Origin of the sequence: Citrobacter sp. Cpo109 (assembly GCF_030332565.1) — a bacterium.
Lineage (GTDB): Bacteria > Pseudomonadota > Gammaproteobacteria > Enterobacterales > Enterobacteriaceae > Citrobacter > Citrobacter portucalensis.
The window spans coordinates 446,771-466,382 of sequence record NZ_JAOWHQ010000069.1 but is presented as its reverse complement, the minus strand read 5'-3'; the positions used below and the strand labels follow the sequence as shown (position 1 = coordinate 466,382).

The 19,612-nt window shown below is 52.2% G+C and carries 16 protein-coding genes; 7 read left to right on the top strand and 9 right to left on the bottom strand.

Annotated elements, in window-relative coordinates; translation table 11 throughout:
* Positions 1-23: 23 nt before the first annotated feature.
* The 6 genes from rmf to rlmKL form a co-directional block, all read right to left on the bottom strand.
* Positions 24-191 carry a ribosome modulation factor gene (gene rmf, locus OGY71_RS20105; protein WP_003035871.1) on the bottom strand — a complete coding sequence of 56 codons (168 nt, stop codon included), beginning with the start codon at positions 189-191 and terminating at the stop codon, positions 24-26.
* Positions 192-447: 256 nt separating this feature from the next.
* Positions 448-1,011 carry a membrane integrity-associated transporter subunit PqiC gene (gene pqiC, locus OGY71_RS20100; RefSeq protein ID WP_003831985.1) on the bottom strand — a complete coding sequence of 188 codons (564 nt, stop codon included), beginning with the start codon at positions 1,009-1,011 and terminating at the stop codon, positions 448-450.
* Positions 1,008-2,648, bottom strand: a complete 1,641-nt coding sequence (pqiB, locus tag OGY71_RS20095; RefSeq protein WP_003831983.1) for an intermembrane transport protein PqiB — start codon at positions 2,646-2,648, stop codon at positions 1,008-1,010. Before pqiB ends, pqiC begins: the two co-directional genes overlap by 4 nt.
* Positions 2,649-2,652: 4 nt before the next feature.
* The gene (gene pqiA / locus OGY71_RS20090) at positions 2,653-3,906 is read right to left on the bottom strand and encodes a membrane integrity-associated transporter subunit PqiA (RefSeq protein ID WP_003831981.1); all 1,254 of its coding nucleotides are present in this window, start codon (positions 3,904-3,906) and stop codon (positions 2,653-2,655) included.
* Between the two features lie 15 nt (positions 3,907-3,921).
* Entirely contained in the window at positions 3,922-5,829 is a 1,908-nt protein-coding gene (locus OGY71_RS20085) for an ABC transporter ATP-binding protein (RefSeq protein WP_003831978.1), read from the bottom strand.
* A 12-nt stretch (positions 5,830-5,841) separates the two neighbouring features.
* Complete coding sequence (gene rlmKL, locus OGY71_RS20080) at positions 5,842-7,950, bottom strand: bifunctional 23S rRNA (guanine(2069)-N(7))-methyltransferase RlmK/23S rRNA (guanine(2445)-N(2))-methyltransferase RlmL (RefSeq protein ID WP_003831977.1); 2,109 nt, start codon at positions 7,948-7,950, stop codon at positions 5,842-5,844.
* A 98-nt stretch (positions 7,951-8,048) separates the two neighbouring features.
* On the opposite strand from rlmKL, the gene OGY71_RS20075 reads away from it, so the two are divergent.
* Positions 8,049-9,155, top strand: coding sequence for a YcbX family protein (locus OGY71_RS20075; RefSeq protein ID WP_003831975.1), 1,107 nt, complete (start codon positions 8,049-8,051; stop codon positions 9,153-9,155).
* Here the strand turns inward: OGY71_RS20075 and zapC are convergent.
* Entirely contained in the window at positions 9,152-9,694 is a 543-nt protein-coding gene (gene zapC / locus OGY71_RS20070; protein ID WP_003035852.1) for a cell division protein ZapC, read from the bottom strand. The genes OGY71_RS20075 and zapC overlap by 4 nt on opposite strands.
* Before the next feature lie 165 nt (positions 9,695-9,859).
* Entirely contained in the window at positions 9,860-10,870 is a 1,011-nt protein-coding gene (gene pyrD, locus OGY71_RS20065; RefSeq protein WP_003831973.1) for a quinone-dependent dihydroorotate dehydrogenase, read from the bottom strand.
* 243 nt (positions 10,871-11,113) lie between these two features.
* On the opposite strand from pyrD, the gene ssuE reads away from it, so the two are divergent.
* From ssuE to ssuB, 5 genes are read left to right on the top strand one after another with little or no spacing between them, the layout of a single operon-like run.
* On the top strand, positions 11,114-11,689 hold the full coding sequence (gene ssuE, locus OGY71_RS20060; protein ID WP_003831971.1) for an NADPH-dependent FMN reductase: 576 nt from the start codon (positions 11,114-11,116) through the stop codon (positions 11,687-11,689).
* Positions 11,682-12,656, top strand: coding sequence for a sulfonate ABC transporter substrate-binding protein (locus OGY71_RS20055; protein WP_126956782.1), 975 nt, complete (start codon positions 11,682-11,684; stop codon positions 12,654-12,656). Before ssuE ends, OGY71_RS20055 begins: the two co-directional genes overlap by 8 nt.
* Positions 12,653-13,798 (top strand): FMNH2-dependent alkanesulfonate monooxygenase, encoded by a 1,146-nt coding sequence (gene ssuD, locus OGY71_RS20050; protein ID WP_003831965.1) that lies wholly within the window; start codon positions 12,653-12,655, stop codon positions 13,796-13,798. The genes OGY71_RS20055 and ssuD overlap by 4 nt, the downstream gene beginning before the upstream one ends.
* 10 nt (positions 13,799-13,808) lie before the next feature.
* Positions 13,809-14,600, top strand: coding sequence for an aliphatic sulfonate ABC transporter permease SsuC (gene ssuC / locus OGY71_RS20045; protein ID WP_003831963.1), 792 nt, complete (start codon positions 13,809-13,811; stop codon positions 14,598-14,600).
* Positions 14,597-15,364, top strand: coding sequence for an aliphatic sulfonates ABC transporter ATP-binding protein (ssuB, locus tag OGY71_RS20040; protein WP_003831961.1), 768 nt, complete (start codon positions 14,597-14,599; stop codon positions 15,362-15,364). The genes ssuC and ssuB overlap by 4 nt, the downstream gene beginning before the upstream one ends.
* A 71-nt stretch (positions 15,365-15,435) precedes the next feature.
* Here the strand turns inward: ssuB and pepN are convergent, their stop codons facing one another.
* Entirely contained in the window at positions 15,436-18,048 is a 2,613-nt protein-coding gene (gene pepN / locus OGY71_RS20035; RefSeq protein ID WP_003831959.1) for an aminopeptidase N, read from the bottom strand.
* Positions 18,049-18,314: 266 nt separating this feature from the next.
* Here pepN and pncB point away from each other — a divergent pair, with 266 nt between their 5' ends.
* Positions 18,315-19,517, top strand: coding sequence for a nicotinate phosphoribosyltransferase (gene pncB, locus OGY71_RS20030; protein WP_003831956.1), 1,203 nt, complete (start codon positions 18,315-18,317; stop codon positions 19,515-19,517).
* Positions 19,518-19,612 lie beyond the last annotated feature (95 nt).

Below are 19,612 nucleotides of genomic sequence, written 5' to 3'. Positions count from 1 at the left end.
TTCTTTTATCTAAAGAGACAGAATCAGGCCATTAAAACCCTATCCCCCATGGCTTCTCGCCAGCCTCCCAGCCAGTATGACCTCTGATTCAGCGTCTGATAGGGACACATTTCTTTTGAGCGTCCGGCAATGCCGGCCTGATATCCACGTTGATGTGCCCGTTCCAGGCGATCTCGTTTTTGTCTCTTCATGCCTCGTTTCCCTCATTTTTGGGTCTGGTGGAAAAGAAAACAGTGATTACTAAGTGTGCAATCACACTAAACGAATACCCCTAAACATCAGGCTCGTCAATGCGCAAAATTCACGCCAGTGTCATATTTGTGAGCTACTCGCTAAATCATTTGTACAAAAATAGTCAGTCAGAACAGCTATCTCCACGGCTAAAAAAATAAAAAAAACCGCCCCGGGCAATGAACCAGGGGCGGTATAATTTACAATTATTTAAGCTTAAGGGATGCGTTTCAGCTCTTGAGCAATGGCCATTGCTTCCTGACTCCAGGCATTGGCAAGAACCTTCACCATCTCATCGTAGCCGTCTTTAGTCTGTACAGCTTCGATGTGGAATGGACGTTTGATCAGTTGTCCCTGATGATTCAGCAACCATTCACCGCTCACGATAACCTTACCATCGTACCGACCGTGGAAGCCGGTTACGGTAACGTTCAGCGTGTCCTGAGTGCTTCCCAGCGGCTGTGAAGCGACAACCCAGCCAGGCAACTGCATACTGAGGTTCGCAACCAGCGTATTGCGCAATTGCTGATCTAATGGGCTGGCCCAGAGATTATTATTGGCTATCACATATTGCACATCGCTGGTCTGGTAAACCACCCCATTACCGGCCAGATAATCAGGTACCGCAATCTGTTCAACCCACAGCAGACGGTTTCCCTGATTGGCAGAGCTCTGCACACCGCCTTGTGCGATAGGGAGCTGGTAATAGCTTTTATTTTCTCCGCTGGAGCTGCATGACGTCAGCCAGACCGCCATCATCACCACTAGCCACTTTTTCATTGTTTCGCCCTCTTCGGCTCTGGATCTTTTTTGTCCTTCGCTTCAAATACCAGCGCATTACTCTTATCGTTCAACGTTTTCAGTACCGGTTGCAGTTCACGCAGTACCTGATCAAGACGCTGCATATCCGCCACCATCTTGTTGTAGGCCGCGGAACCAGGCTGGAAACCCTGCATACTACGATTTAGTTCACGTAGCGTGTTCTGCATATCCGCCGGCAGATCCTGCATCGACTGACTGGACGTGATCTTGTTCATGTTATCCAGCGTGGTTTGCAGATGTTTCATTGTGCGCTGGCTTTCCGACAGCGTATTAGTTGCCTGCTCAATCATCGGGTTCAGCGGCAGATTGTTAATCTTATCCAACGCTTCCATCAGACGCTGTTGGATCTGCGCCAGACCACCGCTCACGGTCGGAATAATTTGATAACCATTAAATTCGCGCACACCAGTAATCGGCGGCTCTTTCGGGTAGAAGTCGAGATCGACATACAGCGCGCCGGTTACCAGGTTCCCGGTTTTGAGCGATCCTCGTAATCCGCGTTTAAGCAGTTGCTCCAAATGAGCGCCAACATCGGTATCCTCTCCCAGTTGCGCCTTCAGACGTTCTGGTTCAATACGCACCAGCACCGGAATGCGGTAATCATTGTTAAATACCTGACGCATATTCGGTGAGAAGAAAGGTACTTTACTCACCGTACCCAAGCGGATGCCACGGAATTCCAGCGGTGCACCAGGCTGTAGGCCACGAATCGAATCTTTAAAGAACATCAGGTAATCAATATGATCGGTATACAGTGAATCCTGAATACTTTTTTGATCGTCATAAAGATTAAACGCTGATTGTTGTGCGACCGGCTCGCCCTGCTCTAAACCTTCTGGCACATCAAAACTTACACCACCGCCAAACAGCGTGGAGAGCGATCCCATTTCTACGCGCATACCTGCTGAGGTAAGATCTACGGCGATCCCGCTGTCTTTCCAGAAACGTACATTGCTGGTCACCAGACGATCGTTAGGCGCATTGATGAAAAGCTGATAGCTTATCGTACGCTTTTGCGCATCAAATGTGCTGGTTTCAACCGAGCCCACACGATAGCCGCGGAAAAGCACCGGATCGCCTGGACTCAACTGACCGGCTTTTTTGCTGTCCAGAATCACACGGATCCCTTTTGCATCTGGCGGGGCCAGCGGCGGTGAATCCAGCAGTTGGTAATTTTCCAGCTTACTGCCTTTATTGCCAGGCTGCAGTTCAATATAAGCCCCGGACAATAGCGTGCCGAGTCCACTGATACCTTCACGTCCAACCTGCGGCTTCACCACCCAAAAGACAGAATCTTTATGCAGCAGCTTTTCCATTCCGGAGTTAAGACGCGCTTTAATCTCCACATGGGTCAAATCATCAGTCAGGGTTGCGCTCTCGACGATACCGACATCCACGCTGCGGCTTTTAATCGTCGTTTTGCCCCCTTCAATACCTTCGGCATTGGTGGTAATAAGCGTGACCTGTGGCCCCTGATGACTGTAGTGATAAAACAGTACCCACGCGCCAATGAGTGCAGTGACGATAGGGAATATCCACACGGGCGACCAGTTTTTTACCTTTTGCACTTTGGCTTCCCCACTTTTAGATTCCATGCTGTCAGGACTCCTCATGGCCTGGTTCTGGTTCACGGTCCCACGACAGACGCGGATCAAATGTCATCGCAGAAAACATTGTCATAATGACGACTAAAGCAAACATCAAAGCACCCATTGCAGGATAAATGTTCATTAACCCTCCCATGCGCACCAGCGCAGAGAGTACCGCAATCACAAAGACGTCGATCATTGACCAGCGACCGACAAATTCCACAACTTCATAAATCAGGTGCATACGTTCGCTGTCGCGTTTGCCGTGCCCTTTGGCATCCCAGCATAGCCAGGCAATGGCGATCATTTTCAACGTCGGCACCATAATACTGGCGATAAAAATAACCGCAGCCACCGGATAAGAGCCTTCGCTCCAGATTAAAACCACCCCCTCAAGTATCGTTGATGGCAGCTTTGACCCGAGCAGATCGGTAATCATAATCGGCAAAATATTGGCAGGAAGATAAAGCATGATTGACGTAAACAGTAATGCCAACGTCCATTGCAGACTGTTTTTACGCCGCACATAGCCTTTCGTCTGGCAGCGCGGGCACACCCGTTCATTAGCGGGAAGTATCGCAGTGCAGCAAGAGCAGGAACGCAGTCCCTGTCGAATGCCGGGCACACCAGGTTTTAACTCCTGCTTAATCACTGGCATTGGCGCAATATCATCCCACAGCCAGCGACGGTCAACGCACTGGAATGCGCGCAGTTGCAAAACGCAAAAGAAGCACCACGGAATAAAGCTGCTGCCCACGCCGATATCGCCGTAAGCCATGAGCTTAACGAAGCTGACCAGCACGCCGGCGAGGAAGATTTCCGCCATCCCCCAGCTTTTTAACTGGAACAGGACGCGTGCAAGACCCGCCTTAAGTCTTGCGGGCATCTGCACCCGATTCACCAGCAGCAGGATAGTCAGCAGGCAAAACGCGGGGACCAACTGCACGAATAATAAAAAGAAGGTGCCGAGACTGGCGTAGTCTTCAGAAAAGAGAACGCTGGGGATCTCCAGCAACGTGACTTCGCTGCTCACCCCTGCAACGTTCATATTCACAAAGGGGAAGAGGTTTGACAGAAGCAGCATGAATAATGCTGCTAAAACATAGGCGGTAGGACGCTGCCGCGGCGCGTCCCACTCCACCGTTAACGTAGTGCCACATCGTGGACATGCCGCTTTCTGACCATGCTCAAGGCGAGGTAACGCCACCAGCATGTCACACTGCGAGCACAAAATATGCTTCGCGGCATGGTGATGTTCGCACATATGTGCTCCTTTAAATTATGCGCCGTTCTTCAAAGACTCAAGATACTCCCAGCGCTCAAAGGCTTGCTCAAGTTCTTGTTCCGCTTCGTTCAGACTAGCTAATACCTGTTGTGTTTGCTCATGTGGCTGACTGAAAAAAGCGGCGTCAGCAACCTGCGCTTGTAGCCTTTCCAGTTTAGCTTCCAGTTCTTCAAGCTGCGCGGGGAGTTGCTCGAGTTCGCGCTGCAGTTTATAGCTTAGTTTGCTCGTGCCACGTTTGACAATTTCTGCTTTAGGAGCAACGGCTTCCTCTGTTTTTTTCGTGACCGGTTGTTTAAACGCCACATACTGAGATTGCTGGCTGCGCGCATCATGATAACCACCGACATAACGACCAATTTTACCGCCGCCTTCGAAGATCCAGCATTCAGTTACAGTATTATCCACAAACTGACGGTCGTGGCTTACCAGCAGTACAGTCCCCTGATAGCTATCAATTAGTTCTTCAAGCAGTTCCAGCGTTTCGACGTCAAGATCGTTCGTTGGTTCATCGAGAATCAAAAGATTGCTGGGTTTCAGAAAAAGACGCGCCAACAGCAGGCGATTTCGTTCCCCACCAGAAAGCGCACGCACTGGCGTCATCGCGCGTTTCGGATGGAACAGGAAATCCTGCAGATAACCCAGCACATGGCGAGGTTTACCGTTAACCATCACTTCTTGCTTACCTTCAGCCAGGTTGTCCATCACGGTTTTATCTGGATCCAGTTCGGCGCGGTGCTGATCGAAATAGGCCACTTCCAGCTTGGTGCCGACGTGAATGCGCCCACTGTCAGCCTGAAGCTGGCCTAACATCAACTTCAGCAGCGTTGTTTTGCCGCAGCCGTTCGGTCCGATTAGCGCAATTTTGTCGCTACGTTGTACCTGTGCGGAGAAATCTTTTACCAGCTGCTTTCCATCAACCTGGTAATCCACGTTTTCCATTTCGAAAACAATCTTGCCTGAACGGCTCGCCTCTTCGACCTGCATCTTCGCCGTGCCCATCACTTCGCGGCGTTCGCCACGCTCGCGACGCATGGCTTTCAGTGCGCGCACGCGGCCTTCGTTGCGGGTACGGCGCGCTTTGATCCCCTGACGGATCCAGACCTCTTCCTGCGCCAGCTTGCGGTCAAACTCTGCATTTTGTAACTCTTCTACGCGCAGCGCTTCTTCTTTCTCCAACAGATACTGATCGTAATTCCCCGGATAAGTCACCAGCTTGCCACGATCGAGGTCGACGATACGTGTCGCCATATTGCGTATAAATGAACGGTCATGGGAAATGAAGATGATTGTCCCATTGAAGGATTTCAGGAACCCTTCCAGCCAGTCGATGGTTTCAATATCCAGGTGGTTCGTTGGTTCATCCAGCAGCAGTACACGCGGATTACTCACTAACGCGCGGCCCAGCGCCGCTTTACGCAGCCAACCGCCTGAAAGCGAAGACAGTGCGGCGTTTGGATCCAGCCCCAACTGCTCCAGCACTTCATTAATACGGCTTTCGAGCTGCCACAGATTGTGATGATCGAGCATTTCCTGAACCCGCGCCATCTCATTCAGATTTCTGTCGCTCGGATCAGTCATCACCAGACGCGAAATATCGTGATAACGCTTGAGATACTCGGCCTGCTCTTCGATACCCTCGGCAACGAAATCATACACGCTGCCCTCAACATTACGCGGCGGATCCTGTTGCAGACGCGCCACAACCAGATCCTGCTCATAAATGATACGCCCGTCGTCAAGCCCCTGCTCACGGTTCAGGATCTTCATCAGCGTCGATTTACCTGCGCCGTTACGGCCAACCAGACAGACGCGTTCGTTATCTTCGATATGCAGTTCTGCATTATCAAGAAGCGGCGCATCGCTGAACGACAGCCATGCACCATGCATACTGATCAATGACATTTATTTATCCTTTCAGGCTGCGGTAATCAGCCAGCAATTGTGGATCTGACGGTTACGGGCAAAATCCTGGGAAAGCGTTTTTTGGGTAATTTCTTGTGCTTTCAATCCCAGTTCAGCCAAACCGTCGAGATCCATACGGAACCCACGTTTGTTGTTGGAGAACATGATCGTGCCGTCTTTACGCAGCAGACGTTTCAGATCTTTCATCAGCGCCAGATGATCGCGCTGCACATCAAACGAATCTTCCATACGTTTTGAGTTAGAGAACGTCGGCGGATCGATGAAAATCAGATCAAACTGTTCATTCGCATCACGCAGCCAGCCCAGGCAATCGGCCTGAATTAAACGGTGAGCGCGACCGCTCAGGCCGTTCAGACGCAAGTTGCGTTCCGCCCATTCCAGATAGGTACGCGACATATCGACCGTCGTAGTACTACGCGCACCGCCCAATCCTGCATGTACGCTGGCGCTGCCGGTGTAGGAAAACAGGTTGAGGAAGTCCTTACCTTTACTCATCTGCCCCAACATACGGCGCGCAATACGGTGATCGAGGAATAAACCCGTATCAAGGTAGTCAGTCAGGTTAACCCACAGGCGCGCGTTGTACTCGCTTACCTCAATGAATTCCCCCTTCTCATTCATCTTCTGATACTGATTCTTGCCTTTCTGACGCTCACGGGTTTTCAGCACCAGTTTGTTTGGCGCGATTTCCAGTACTGACAGCGTGGCGGCAATGATGTCGAACAGGCGTTGACGTGCTTTTTGCGCATCAACCGTCTTCGGCGGGGCGTATTCCTGAACCACGACCCAATCACCGTAACGATCTACTGCAACGTTGTATTCCGGCAGGTCAGCGTCATACAGGCGATAGCATTCAATGCCTTCCTGACGCGCCCATTTTTCCAGCTTCTTAATATTCTTGCGCAGGCGGTTGGCATAATCTTCCGCTACCGTGGCAGGCTTGCTGTCCGCAGTGGTCTCTGCAACGTGATAATTCTTCTGCACACAATCCAGCGGACCGTTTTTCGCTTTGAACTGCTTGTCGGCACGTAATTGCAGGCTGCTGAGCAGATCCGGCGAGGCGCTGAACAGCGACAAATTCCAGCCGCCAAACTGGTTTTTCATCGTACGGCCCAGCAGGCTGTGCAGGGCAATCAGCGCCGGTTCGCTATCCAGACGTTCGCCGTAAGGCGGGTTACTGATAACTGTCCCATACGGTCCTTTCGGCAGCGGATTGCTCAGTTTGGCGACATCTTTCACGTCAAACGTCATCAGATCGGCGATACCGGCGCGGCGAGCATTACTACGCGCTTTTTCAATCACGCGCGCATCGCTATCGGATCCATAAAAATGCGAAGTATAGTCAGCCAGTCCCTTACGCGCACGCACCTGCGCTTCGGCTTTAACTTCTTGCCAGACAGCTTCGTCGTGTTGCGCCCAACCGCTGAAGCCCCAGTATCCACGGTGCAGACCCGGCGCGCGATCGGTCGCCCACATTGCCGCTTCAATCAGCAGCGTGCCGGAACCACACATCGGATCGAGTAACGGGGTTCCCGGCTGCCAGCCAGAACGCATAACAATAGCGGCGGCCAGCGTCTCTTTAATCGGTGCCTGACCCGCGCGATCGCGATAGCCACGCTGATGCAAACCGTCACCGCTCAGATCGAGCGCAATGCTGGCAGTATCTTTGTTCAACCAGACGTTGATGCGCAGATCCGGGGATTCACGATCCACATTCGGACGCGGCATATTTTTGCGGGTAAAGGCATCGACAATTGCATCCTTGACCTTCAGCGCGCCGTACTGGCTGTTACGAATGGTCTCGTTCAGTCCGCTAAAATGGACGGCAAACGTAGCACCAGGGTTAAATATCTCTGTCCAGTCGATTGCCTGAACGCCGAGGTACAGATCAAGATCGCTGTAGACCTTGCACTCTCCCATCGGCAGGATAATGCGCGAGGCCAGGCGGCTCCACATCAGGCTCTGGTAAACAAGCCGCGTGTCGCCCTTAAAATGGACCCCACCCTGAACGACCTGACACTCCAGCGCGCCGAGGTTTTCCAGTTCAGTTTTTAACAGCTCTTCCAGCCCGCGGGCCGTACTGGCAAACAGAGAATTCATAATGTCACTTTTACTCCAAGAAAATTGCTGCGCATTATAGCTAATATGGGCTGTATGTCATAAAGTTGAAGGCTTATTTTCATTCGAGGGGCTGTACAGTGGTCACGTTAACCCGACTTTTTATTCATCCGGTTAAATCAATGCGCGGCATTGGGCTTACGCATGCCCTGGCAGATATTAGCGGTCTCGCCTTTGATCGCATATTTATGATCACTGAACCTGACGGAACGTTCATAACCGCCCGCCAGTTCCCACAAATGGTCCGTTTTACGCCTTCCCCATTCCACGATGGACTGCATCTTACAGCTCCAGATGGCAGCAGCGCGCTCGTGCGATTTGCCGACTTCGCTCCCCAGGATGCGCCAACAGAAGTATGGGGAAACCATTTTACCGCGCGTATTGCGCCAGCGGCTATCAACCAGTGGCTTAGCGGCTTTTTCTCCCGTGAAGTGCAGTTACGCTGGGTCGGACCGCAGCTGACGCGCCGTGTAAAACGCCATGTTGATGTTCCTTTATCCTTCGCTGATGGTTATCCTTATCTGCTGGCCAACGAAGCATCCCTGCGCGATCTGCAACAGCGCTGTCCGGCAAGCGTCAAAATGGAACAGTTTCGCCCCAATATAGTGGTTTCGGGAGCTGGTGCCTGGGAAGAAGATACCTGGAAAGTGATTCGTATTGGCGACGTCATTTTTGATGTAGCAAAACCCTGTAGCCGCTGTATTTTCACGACAGTTAGCCCGGAAAAAGGCCAGAAACATCCATCCGGTGAACCGCTTGCCACATTGCAAACCTTCCGTACTGCGGTAGATAACGGCGATGTCGATTTCGGTCAGAATCTTATCGCGCGTAACAGTGGCGTTATTCGCGTCGGCGATGAGGTAGAAATTTTGGCAACCGGCCCCGCCAGAGCGTACGGCACGGCTGAATCAGACGAAACTACACCCGAACAACAACCTGATGCCACGGTGCTTATTGACTGGCAGGGACAGACCTTTCGCGGAAATAATCAGCAGGTATTGCTTGAGCAGTTGGAAAACCAGGGTATCCGGGTTCCCTATTCATGCCGGGCAGGCATTTGCGGATGCTGTCGAATTCGACTGGTAGAAGGCGAAGTTAGCCCGTTGAAGAAATCAGCGATGGGGGACGACGGAACAATTCTGTGCTGCAGCTGTGTTCCCAAAACGGCAATCAGGCTGGAGAGCTAAACCGCCTGCTCAAGGCTGAAACTGTCAACAACGGCCTGCGGTTTCAGTCTGTCATTCATTATTTTAATCGCATCGCCAAGCTGCATCGTACGCCCGGCGATAACCACGCCAGGTTGCGCAAGCAGGCAAAGCGCGGCGTTTTCACCCGGCTCAACCACTAACAGGTTTACCTGTTCATCGGTATCGCTTAAATCAACACAGGCTGCGTCACCCACGACCGGCGACCAGTTAATACCGTGTGCGACAAAGTGCCAGCTTTTTGGCATTTGCGGTTTGAGATAACGAATCGCCACCAGCGCATTAAGCACCAGTTCCGCTTTTTGTTCTTTGGCTAAATCCAGGTAGCGACATTTTTCTTCAAAGGAAAAATAAAGCGCGGCGTCATCAACACAAAAACCAGACGGAGAAAATGCATCAGGAGTGAGCATTTTACGAGCAAAACGCGAACGGAATAACATGCCATTGGCTAAATCGAGCATCATACGATCGTGCTCTTCATCATAATACCAGCGCCAGTTATCGTCGGGTTTAATTCGCATCAGTTTCTCTCCTTTCCTTAATCATCACCGTTACGACAGTATCCTTTTGCCGCTTCGTTTATTGCCCTAATAATAAAAGCTCAGAATGTTTAAATAAGCAACAGTAAAGGAATATAAAACAACCAGGGCTAGAAATAAAGCCCCGGATTGTGATTAAGGTAGCATTCAGATATTGCTGACGATTTCTTTTATCAACGGCGGACCTTTAAAAATAAAGCCCGAATAAATCTGTACGAGGGTTGCACCAGCAGCTATTTTCTCACGTGCAGCAATCACCGAGTCGATACCACCAACGCCAATAATCGGCAGCTGACCTTTTAATTCCTGAGACAACTGGCGAATAATTTCTGTACTTTTTAATTGCAACGGTCGACCGCTCAGACCACCCATTTGATCGCAATTTTTCATTCCCTGAACAAGAGAACGATCGAGGGTGGTGTTAGTCGCAATTACGCCATCAATATTATGACGAACTAAACTATCGGCGACCTGGATCAGTTCTTCCACAGAAAGATCCGGCGCGATCTTTACCGCCACCGGAACATATTTATGGTGGATCGCTTGGAGATCATTTTGCTTATTTTTAATTGCCGTCAGGAGATCGTCCAGCGCCTCGCCGTATTGCAGCGTACGTAATCCCGGCGTATTCGGCGAAGAGATATTAATCGCGATATAGCCAGCATAAGCATAGACTTTTTCCATACAAATCAGATAGTCATCTTTGCCGTTCTCTACTGGGGTATCTTTGTTCTTACCAATATTAATACCCAGAATACCGTCGAAATGTGATTTTTTAACGTTCTCAACCAGGTTATCAACCCCGTGGTTATTAAACCCCATGCGGTTGATCAGACCTTCTGCATCGACCAGACGGAACAGACGCGGTTTATCGTTACCCGGCTGAGGGCGTGGCGTCACGGTACCAATCTCAATGGAACCAAATCCCATCGCGCCGAGCGCATCAATGCACTCCCCGTCTTTATCCAGTCCGGCAGCAAGTCCGAGCGGATTTTTAAACGTCAACCCCATACAGGTAACCGGTTTTGCCGGTACTTTCTGGCGCACAAGCGCTTCAAGCGGTGTGCCGGTAATGCGACGTAATTGCTGGAATGTCAATTCATGAGCGCGCTCTGGATCGAGCTGAAAAAGGGCTTTACGAACGAAGGGGTAGTACATGAACTCTCCTGGATTCCCGGTGTGCAAACCGGGGGCGTATTATGTGCTATCGCGAGCAAAAAGGGAATTGACCTGCGGCAATAAATAGCAATCGTTTTCCTTGCCTCTGCCTTTTTATTCAATTTCCAACTTTTCTATGCCGTATAAATCATTTCGATAAACAAAATCTCTCTGCCAGACTGCTCAAATTGTTATCGATGTTAACCAAAAGCAAACAATTAGTTATAAGGGGAGAATGAAATTATGCGCGTCATCACTCTGGCGGGGAGCCCTCGCTTTCCCTCTCGATCCAGTGCGTTACTGGAATATGCCCGAGAAAAACTTCACGGTCAGGATGTCGAAGTCTTTCACTGGAACCTACACAATTTTTCCCCGGAAGACCTGATCTATGCTCGTTTCGACAGTCCAGCGCTGAACACATTTATCGAACAATTGCAGGATGCAGACGGGCTGATTGTCGCAACACCAGTCTATAAAGCCGCTTACTCTGGCGCCCTGAAAACCCTGCTCGATCTACTCCCCGAGCGGGCGCTGGAAGGGAAAGTGGTTTTGCCTCTGGCGACCGGCGGCAGCGTGGCGCATTTACTTGCCGTCGATTACGCGCTGAAACCGGTACTGAGCGCATTAAAGGCCCAGGAGATCCTGCACGGTGTGTTTGCTGATGATTCACAGGTAATTGATTATCAACATAAACCTCAGTTTACGCCCAACCTTCAGCAGCGTCTGGACAGTGCGCTCGATACCTTCTGGCTGGCGTTGCATCGTCGCGATGTCCAACTTCCTCAACTGAACACCCTGCGAGGTGCCGCTCATGCTTGATTTTCTCAGGCGTCACACGTCATGGCTGGCACTGACCGGGTTGTTGTCGCTGTCAACTCTGGGGCATGCCGCAGAATCGGCCCCCGATGCTCTGCGTATTGGTTACCAGAAAGGAAGCGTCAGTATGGTGCTGGCCAAAAGCCATCAGCTACTCGAGAAACGCTATCCGCAGACTAAAATCTCGTGGGTCGAATTCCCGGCTGGACCGCAAATGCTGGAAGCACTCAATATCGGCAGTATCGATCTCGGCAGTACCGGTGACATTCCACCAATTTTCGCCCAGGCAGCCGGGGCCGATCTGGTTTACGTGGGCGTCGAGCCGCCCAAACCGAAAGCCGAAGTGATTCTGGTGCCAAAAAATAGCCCGATCCAGAGCGTCGCGCAGCTTAAAGGACATAAAGTCGCCTTCCAGAAAGGCTCCAGCGCCCACAATTTACTGCTCCGGGCGCTGCAACAGGCCGGACTGAAATTTACCGATATTCAACCGACGTATCTGACTCCCGCCGATGCGCGAGCGGCCTTTCAGCAAGGGAATGTTGATGCGTGGGCTATCTGGGATCCCTATTATTCCGCCGCGTTACTGCAAGGTGATGTACGCGTACTGAAGGACGGCTCAGACCTTAAGCAAACCGGTTCGTTTTATCTCGCCGCCCGTCCTTATGCCGAGAAAAATAGCGCTTTTGTACTTGGCGTACTGGATACCTTTAGCCAGGCCGATGCGTTAACGCTCAACCAGCGCCAGCAAAGCATTACCCTGCTGGCCAAAACCATGGGGCTGCCCGAACCGGTGATTGCGTCTTATCTGGATCACCGTCCGCCAACCACCATTGTGCCAGTCAACGCCTCCGTTGCTGCCCTGCAACAACAAACCGCCGATCTGTTTTATGACAACCGTTTGGTGCCGAAAAAAATCGATATTCGCCAGCGTATCTGGCAACCCACTCAGCAGGCAGGAGAAAAATTATGAGTCTGAATATGTTCTGGTTTTTACCCACACACGGTGACGGTCATTATCTTGGAACGGAAGAAGGTTCGCGCCCGGTCGATCACAGTTATCTGCAACTAATCGCGCAAACGGCCGATCGTCTCGGATTTACCGGCGTCCTGATCCCAACCGGTCGCTCTTGCGAAGATGCCTGGCTGGTCGCCGCTTCGATGATCCCGGTCACCCAGAGATTAAAGTTTCTGGTCGCGCTGCGCCCAAGCGTCACCTCGCCAACGGTTGCCGCACGTCAGGCTGCGACGCTCGACAGACTCTCAAATGGCCGGGCGTTATTTAACCTGGTGACCGGCAGCGATCCACAGGAGCTGGCAGGTGACGGCGTGTTCCTCGATCACACAGAACGATATGAAGCCTCTGCTGAATTTACTCAGGTCTGGCGGCGCTTGCTGCAAGGTGAAACGGTGGATTTCAACGGCAAACATATTCATGTCCGCGGCGCGAAGCTGCTTTTCCCTCCCGTACAACAACCCCGGCCACCGCTTTATTTCGGCGGCTCGTCTGATGTCGCACAAGACCTTGCTGCCGAGCAGGTTGATCTCTATCTGACCTGGGGCGAGCCGCCGGAACAGGTGAAAGCGAAGATTGAACAGGTGCGGGCCAAAGCAGCGGCGCTCGGGCGCAAGATCCGCTTTGGTATTCGTCTGCATGTGATCGTACGGGAGACAACCCACGAGGCGTGGCAGGCAGCGGATCGTCTGATAGCCCACCTGGATGACGACACCATTGCCAAAGCCCAGGACGCCTTCTCAAGAACGGATTCGGTTGGTCAGCAGCGAATGGCTGCACTGCACAATGGTAAACGCGACAAATTGGAAATTAGTCCGAACCTGTGGGCAGGCGTTGGACTGGTACGCGGTGGCGCGGGTACCGCGCTGGTCGGAGATGGTCCGACTGTCGCGGCGCGTATCAACGAGTATGCCGCGCTGGGAATCGACAGCTTTGTGTTGTCCGGATACCCACATTTGGAAGAGGCATACAAGGTTGGCGAGCTGCTGTTCCCGCATCTGGATGTTGCTATACCGGAAATTCCGCAGCCGCAATACCTGCAACAACAAGGTGAAGCGGTGGCAAACGAATTTATCCCGCGCAAAGTCGCGCAAAGCTAAGGAGCGGCTAATGGCAACGCCGAAAAACAGATGGTTATTACGCCTCGCGCCCTGGCTTTTACCGGTAGGTTTGGTGGCGCTCTGGCAGTTCGCATCTTCAATGGGCTGGCTGTCCACCCGCATCCTGCCCTCACCGGAGGGCGTTGTCGAAGCCTTCTGGACGCTTTCCGCCAGTGGCGAGCTTTGGCAGCATCTGGCCATCAGTTCCTGGCGCGCGTTGATCGGATTCTCCATCGGTGGATCGATTGGCCTGACACTGGGACTTATCAGCGGTCTTTCGCGTTGGGGAGAACGCCTGCTTGATACCTCGGTGCAGATGCTGCGTAACGTACCGCATCTGGCGCTGATCCCGCTGGTGATTTTGTGGTTCGGCATTGATGAATCCGCCAAGATCTTTCTCGTGGCGTTGGGCACGCTGTTCCCAATTTACATCAACACCTGGCATGGGATTCGTAGTATCGATCGTGCACTGGTAGAAATGGCGCGCAGCTATGGATTATCCGGCTTTTCACTGTTTGTTCATGTGATCCTCCCCGGCGCCCTGCCCTCGATTATGGTCGGCGTGCGTTTTGCTCTCGGGCTGATGTGGCTGACGCTGATTGTGGCGGAAACCATTTCTGCCAATGCCGGTATTGGTTACCTGGCGATGAACGCCCGCGAATTTCTGCAAACCGATGTGGTCGTGGTGGCCATTATTCTCTACGCCCTGCTCGGCAAACTTGCCGACGTCAGCGCCCAACTGCTGGAGCGAGTCTGGCTACGCTGGCATCCGGCTTATCATGTAAAGGAGGCTACCGTATGAATACCGCTCGCCTGAACCAGGGTACACCGCTGTTGCTGAGCGCCGTGACAAAACAATACGCCGTCAATACAGTGCTCAATCAATTAGATTTGCATATTCCGGCCGGACAGTTTGTTGCCGTGGTTGGCCGCAGCGGCGGTGGTAAAAGTACGTTGCTGCGTCTGCTGGCAGGGCTGGAATCGCCGACCTCAGGCGCATTACTTGCCGGAACCACCCCACTGGCGGAAATTCAGGATGATACGCGTATGATGTTCCAGGATGCGCGTCTGCTGCCATGGAAGACGGTTATCGATAATGTGGGCCTGGGTCTGAAAGGTCAGTGGCGCGATGCGGCCCGAGATGCGCTGGCCGCCGTTGGGCTGGAGAGTCGTGCTCACGAATGGCCGGCTGCGCTATCCGGTGGACAAAAACAGCGTGTAGCCCTGGCACGGGCATTAATTCATCGCCCCGGTTTGCTGCTGCTGGATGAACCCCTCGGCGCTCTGGATGCCCTAACCCGCCTTGAAATGCAGGATCTGATCGTCTCTTTATGGCAAGAGCACGGCTTTACCGTACTGCTGGTCACTCATGACGTCAGTGAAGCGGTGGCAATGGCCGATCGCGTGTTGCTGATTGAGGACGGAAAAATCGGACTGGATCTTACGGTGGATATTCAGCGCCCCCGCCGTTTGGGATCGGGACGGTTAGCCGATCTGGAAGCGGAAGTGTTGAACCGGGTTATGCAGCGTGGCAACAATGAAGTTCAGTTACGCAAGCAGGGTTAAAAATGCCGGATGGCGCTACCGCTTATCCGGCCTACGCGTGAATGGTAGGCCGGACCCATCCGGCAATATTATCAGGCTAACGCTTTAGAGATCTTCTCGAACAGATCGCCTGAGAGATTCTCCAGACCTTTCAGCTGTTCCAGCGCCGCACGCATTTTCGCCTGACGTTTTGCATCATAACGTTTTAAGCGAATCAGCGGCTCAATCAGACGTGACGCCACCTGCGGGTTACGACTATTAAGCTCAGTCAACATGTCGACCAGGAACTGATATCCACTACCATCTTCCGCATGGAATGCCGCCGGGTTGCTACCTGCAAAGGCACCGATCAGCGAACGGATTCGGTTCGGGTTACTCATACTGAAAGAGCGATGCTTCAGCAGGCCGCGTACGGTTTCCAGCACGTTTTTCGCCGGGCTGGTGGATTGCAGGATAAACCATTTGTCCATCACCAGACCGTCATGATGCCACTTATCATCATACTCTTGCATTAGCGCGTCGCGATATGGCAGCTGCGCCGCTACTGCCGCGGATAGCGCCGCCAGCGCATCGGTCATATTGTTCGCTTCACGATACTGCTTGCTTACCAGCGTGTCAGCCAGATGGGTTTCGCCAAAGGCCAGGAAACGCAGGCAGGCGTTACGCAGCGTACGCTTGCCAATATCGGCATGCTCAACGCGGTACTCATCAAGATGATTAGCGTTATAGATGGCGAGGAATTCATCTGCCAGTTCGGCCGCCAGCGTGCGGGTTAATGCTTCGCGTACTTCGGTTATCGCCACCGGATCGATGATGTCGAACAGTTCAGCTATTTCATTTACTGAAGGCAGCGTCAGGATCTCTGCCGCCAGCGCCGGATCGATTTTCTCATCCAGTAAAATTGCGCGGAATGCATCAGCCACGTGTACCGGCAGCGACAGCGGTTGTCCCTGCTGATGACGGGCAACGTTAAGCTTAATATAGGTCGCCAGCAGGCTTTGCGCCGCGTCCCAACGAGAGAAATCGTTACGCGCATGACGCATCAGGAAGGTCAGCTGCTGATCGCTCCATTTGTATTCCAGTTTTACCGGCGCGGAGAATTCGCACAGCAGCGCCGGAACCGGCTGGAAGTAGACGTTATCAAAGACAAACGTCTGCTCTGCCTGGGTGACGTTGAGTACAGAATTCACCGGGTGCCCGCCTTTTTGTAGCGGGATCACTTTCCCTTCGTTGTCATACAACTCGAGGGCGAAAGGAATATGCAGCGGCTGTTTTTCGGCCTGATCCGGCGTGGCCGGCGTGCGCTGGCTGATCGTCAGCGTGTACTGCTCAGTTGACGGATTGTAGTCATCACGCACGGTCAGAATCGGCGTACCGGACTGACTGTACCAGCGGCGGAAATGGGAGAGATCAACGTTAGAAGCATCTTCCATCGCCTGCACGAAATCATCACAGGTTGCAGCACTGCCGTCATGACGCTCAAAGTACAATTGCATCCCTTTCTGGAAGTTAGCCTCACCGAGCAGGGTGTGGATCATACGAATCACTTCAGCGCCCTTTTCATACACGGTCAGGGTATAGAAGTTGTTCATTTCAATGACCATATCCGGACGGATAGGATGCGCCATCGGGCTGGCATCTTCAGCAAACTGCAGACCACGCATGGTGCGCACATTGCTGATGCGGTTTACCGCGCGTGAGCCGAGATCGGAACTGAACTCTTGATCGCGGAACACGGTTAAGCCTTCTTTCAGGCTCAACTGGAACCAGTCACGGCAGGTCACACGGTTGCCGGTCCAGTTGTGAAAATACTCATGACCGATAACGCGCTCAATATCGAGGTAGTCTTTATCAGTGGCGGTATCGGTACGTGCCAGCACATATTTGGAGTTAAAGATGTTCAGACCTTTATTCTCCATCGCGCCCATGTTGAAGAAATCCACGGCGACAATCATATAGATGTCGAGGTCATACTCGAGGCCAAAGCGCTCTTCATCCCATTTCATGGAGTTTTTTAGCGAGGTCATCGCCCACGGCGCGCGATCCAGATTACCGCGATCGACGTAAAGTTCCAGCGCCACTTCACGCCCGGAACGGGTAGTAAAAGTGTCGCGCAGGACGTCAAAATCACCGGCCACCAGCGCAAACAAATAGCACGGTTTCGGGAACGGATCCTGCCACTGTACCCAGTGACGACCATTTTCCAGTTCGCCCTGCGCCACACGGTTACCGTTGGAGAGCAGGAACGGATATTGGGTTTTATCGGCGATAATTTTGGTGGTAAAACGCGCCAGGACATCAGGCCTGTCGAGATACCAGGTAATATGGCGGAAACCTTCCGCTTCACACTGGGTGCACAGCGCGTCGCCAGACTTGTACAGCCCTTCCAGCGCGGTATTGGCCGCCGGGCTAATTTCATTCACGATACGCAGCGTAAAACGTTCCGGCAACTGACTAATGACCAGAGCGCCCTCTTCTTCTTTATACTCTGTCCACGGCTCGTCGTTCACGTGGATCGACACCAGGGTCAGATCTTCGCCATTCAGGCGCAGGGGCACATCGGACGCGCCATGACGGACAGCCTGGCTCACTGCGGTGACCACGGTTTTTTCAGCATCCAGGTCAAAGGTCAAGTCAATATCAGTAATCTGGTAATCCGGCGCACGATAGTCGTGACGGTATTTGGCTTGTGGCTGTTGTGTCATAAAAAAACCTTTAGCATCTTTAATAGAGTCTCGGCTTCAGTCTATTCCTGTTGCGTAAATCGCGCTACGCAGAATGTTCATCTTTTCAGGCACAAACACCCTTTTTGCTACATTTTCATAACACGTGGCACGAATTGCCCTCGACCAGAAAGAGAGCTTATGGTGTGATCGGGGTTCAATAAATCGCTAAACAGGGTATACTCCAGCGGTTTTCTTAGTTGTTTATTGTACTAAACGCTCCCGTGAGAGGATGCTACTGCGCACCTATGACACAATTCGCTTCTCCTGTTCTGCACTCGCTGCTGGATACAGACGCTTATAAGTTGCATATGCAGCAAGCCGTTTTTCACCACTACTACGATGTACAAGTAGCGGCTGAATTTCGTTGCCGTGGCGATGACCTGCTCGGTATTTATGCCGATTCTATTCGTGAGCAGGTGAATGCTATGCAGCACCTGCGACTGCAGGAGGATGAGTACCAGTGGCTCTCCGGCCTGCCTTTCTTTAAAGCTGATTACCTTACCTGGTTACGTGATTTCCGCTATAACCCGGAACAGGTTTGCGTCACCAATGATAACGGCAAGCTAAACATCCGCTTAACCGGTCCGTGGCGTGAAGTGATCATGTGGGAAGTCCCGCTGTTAGCGGTGATTAGCGAACTGGTACACCGTTACCGTTCACCTGAATCAGGCGTCCCGCAGGCACTCGATGAGCTGGAAAGCAAACTAGTAGAATTCTCTGCTTTAACGAAAGATGTCGATATGTCCCGCTTCCATTTGATGGATTTCGGTACGCGTCGTCGTTTTTCGCGCGAAGTACAGCAGGCTATCGTTAAACGCCTGCAGCAAGAGCCTTGGTTTGTTGGCACCAGTAACTACGATCTGGCCCGCCGCCTGTCATTAACCCCAATGGGTACGCAGGCGCATGAGTGGTTCCAGGCTCATCAGCAAATCAGTCCAGAACTTGCCACCAGCCAGCGCGTAGCCCTGGCAGCCTGGTTAAATGAATACCCTGATCAACTCGGCATTGCATTAACCGATTGCATCACCATGGACGCATTTTTACGCGACTTTGGCGTTGAGTTTGCTACCCGCTATCAGGGTCTACGCCATGACTCAGGCGATCCGGTGGAATGGGGTGAAAAAGCCATCGCCCATTATGAAAAACTGGCGATTGATCCGCTGAGCAAAACGCTGGTCTTCTCAGATAATCTCGATCTGAAAAAAGCGATTGAACTCTACCGCCACTTCTCTTCCCGCGTACAGTTGAGTTTTGGTATTGGGACACGGCTAACATGCGACATTCCGCAGGTTAAGCCACTCAATATTGTGATCAAGCTGGTGGAATGTAACGGCAAACCGGTGGCGAAGTTATCTGACAGCCCGGGTAAAACCATCTGCCACGATAAAGCATTTGTTCGTGCACTGCGCAAAGCCTTCGATCTCCCGCATATCAAAAAAGCCAGTTAAGCCTTCCAGGGAGCCATTTTGGCTCCCTTTTTCGCGTTTATTTCCGAAATCTTTCACTCCAGCTACGAATTCTGCTTGTCTGATTGCAGATGCCA

Bases quoted from the DNA above. Each gene is read 5' to 3' on its own strand.
- rmf (WP_003035871.1), bottom strand. From the start codon at position 191: ATGAAGAGACAAAAACGAGATCGCCTGGAACGGGCACATCAACGTGGA.
- pqiC (WP_003831985.1), bottom strand. From the start codon at position 1,011: ATGAAAAAGTGGCTAGTGGTGATGATGGCGGTCTGGCTGACGTCATGC.
- pqiB (WP_003831983.1), bottom strand. From the start codon at position 2,648: ATGGAATCTAAAAGTGGGGAAGCCAAAGTGCAAAAGGTAAAAAACTGG.
- pqiA (WP_003831981.1), bottom strand. From the start codon at position 3,906: ATGTGCGAACATCACCATGCCGCGAAGCATATTTTGTGCTCGCAGTGT.
- OGY71_RS20085 (WP_003831978.1), bottom strand. From the start codon at position 5,829: ATGTCATTGATCAGTATGCATGGTGCATGGCTGTCGTTCAGCGATGCG.
- rlmKL (WP_003831977.1), bottom strand. From the start codon at position 7,950: ATGAATTCTCTGTTTGCCAGTACGGCCCGCGGGCTGGAAGAGCTGTTA.
- zapC (WP_003035852.1), bottom strand. From the start codon at position 9,694: ATGCGAATTAAACCCGACGATAACTGGCGCTGGTATTATGATGAAGAG.
- pyrD (WP_003831973.1), bottom strand. From the start codon at position 10,870: ATGTACTACCCCTTCGTTCGTAAAGCCCTTTTTCAGCTCGATCCAGAG.
- ssuE (WP_003831971.1), top strand. From the start codon at position 11,114: ATGCGCGTCATCACTCTGGCGGGGAGCCCTCGCTTTCCCTCTCGATCC.
- OGY71_RS20055 (WP_126956782.1), top strand. From the start codon at position 11,682: ATGCTTGATTTTCTCAGGCGTCACACGTCATGGCTGGCACTGACCGGG.
- ssuD (WP_003831965.1), top strand. From the start codon at position 12,653: ATGAGTCTGAATATGTTCTGGTTTTTACCCACACACGGTGACGGTCAT.
- ssuC (WP_003831963.1), top strand. From the start codon at position 13,809: ATGGCAACGCCGAAAAACAGATGGTTATTACGCCTCGCGCCCTGGCTT.
- ssuB (WP_003831961.1), top strand. From the start codon at position 14,597: ATGAATACCGCTCGCCTGAACCAGGGTACACCGCTGTTGCTGAGCGCC.
- pepN (WP_003831959.1), bottom strand. From the start codon at position 18,048: ATGACACAACAGCCACAAGCCAAATACCGTCACGACTATCGTGCGCCG.
- pncB (WP_003831956.1), top strand. From the start codon at position 18,315: ATGACACAATTCGCTTCTCCTGTTCTGCACTCGCTGCTGGATACAGAC.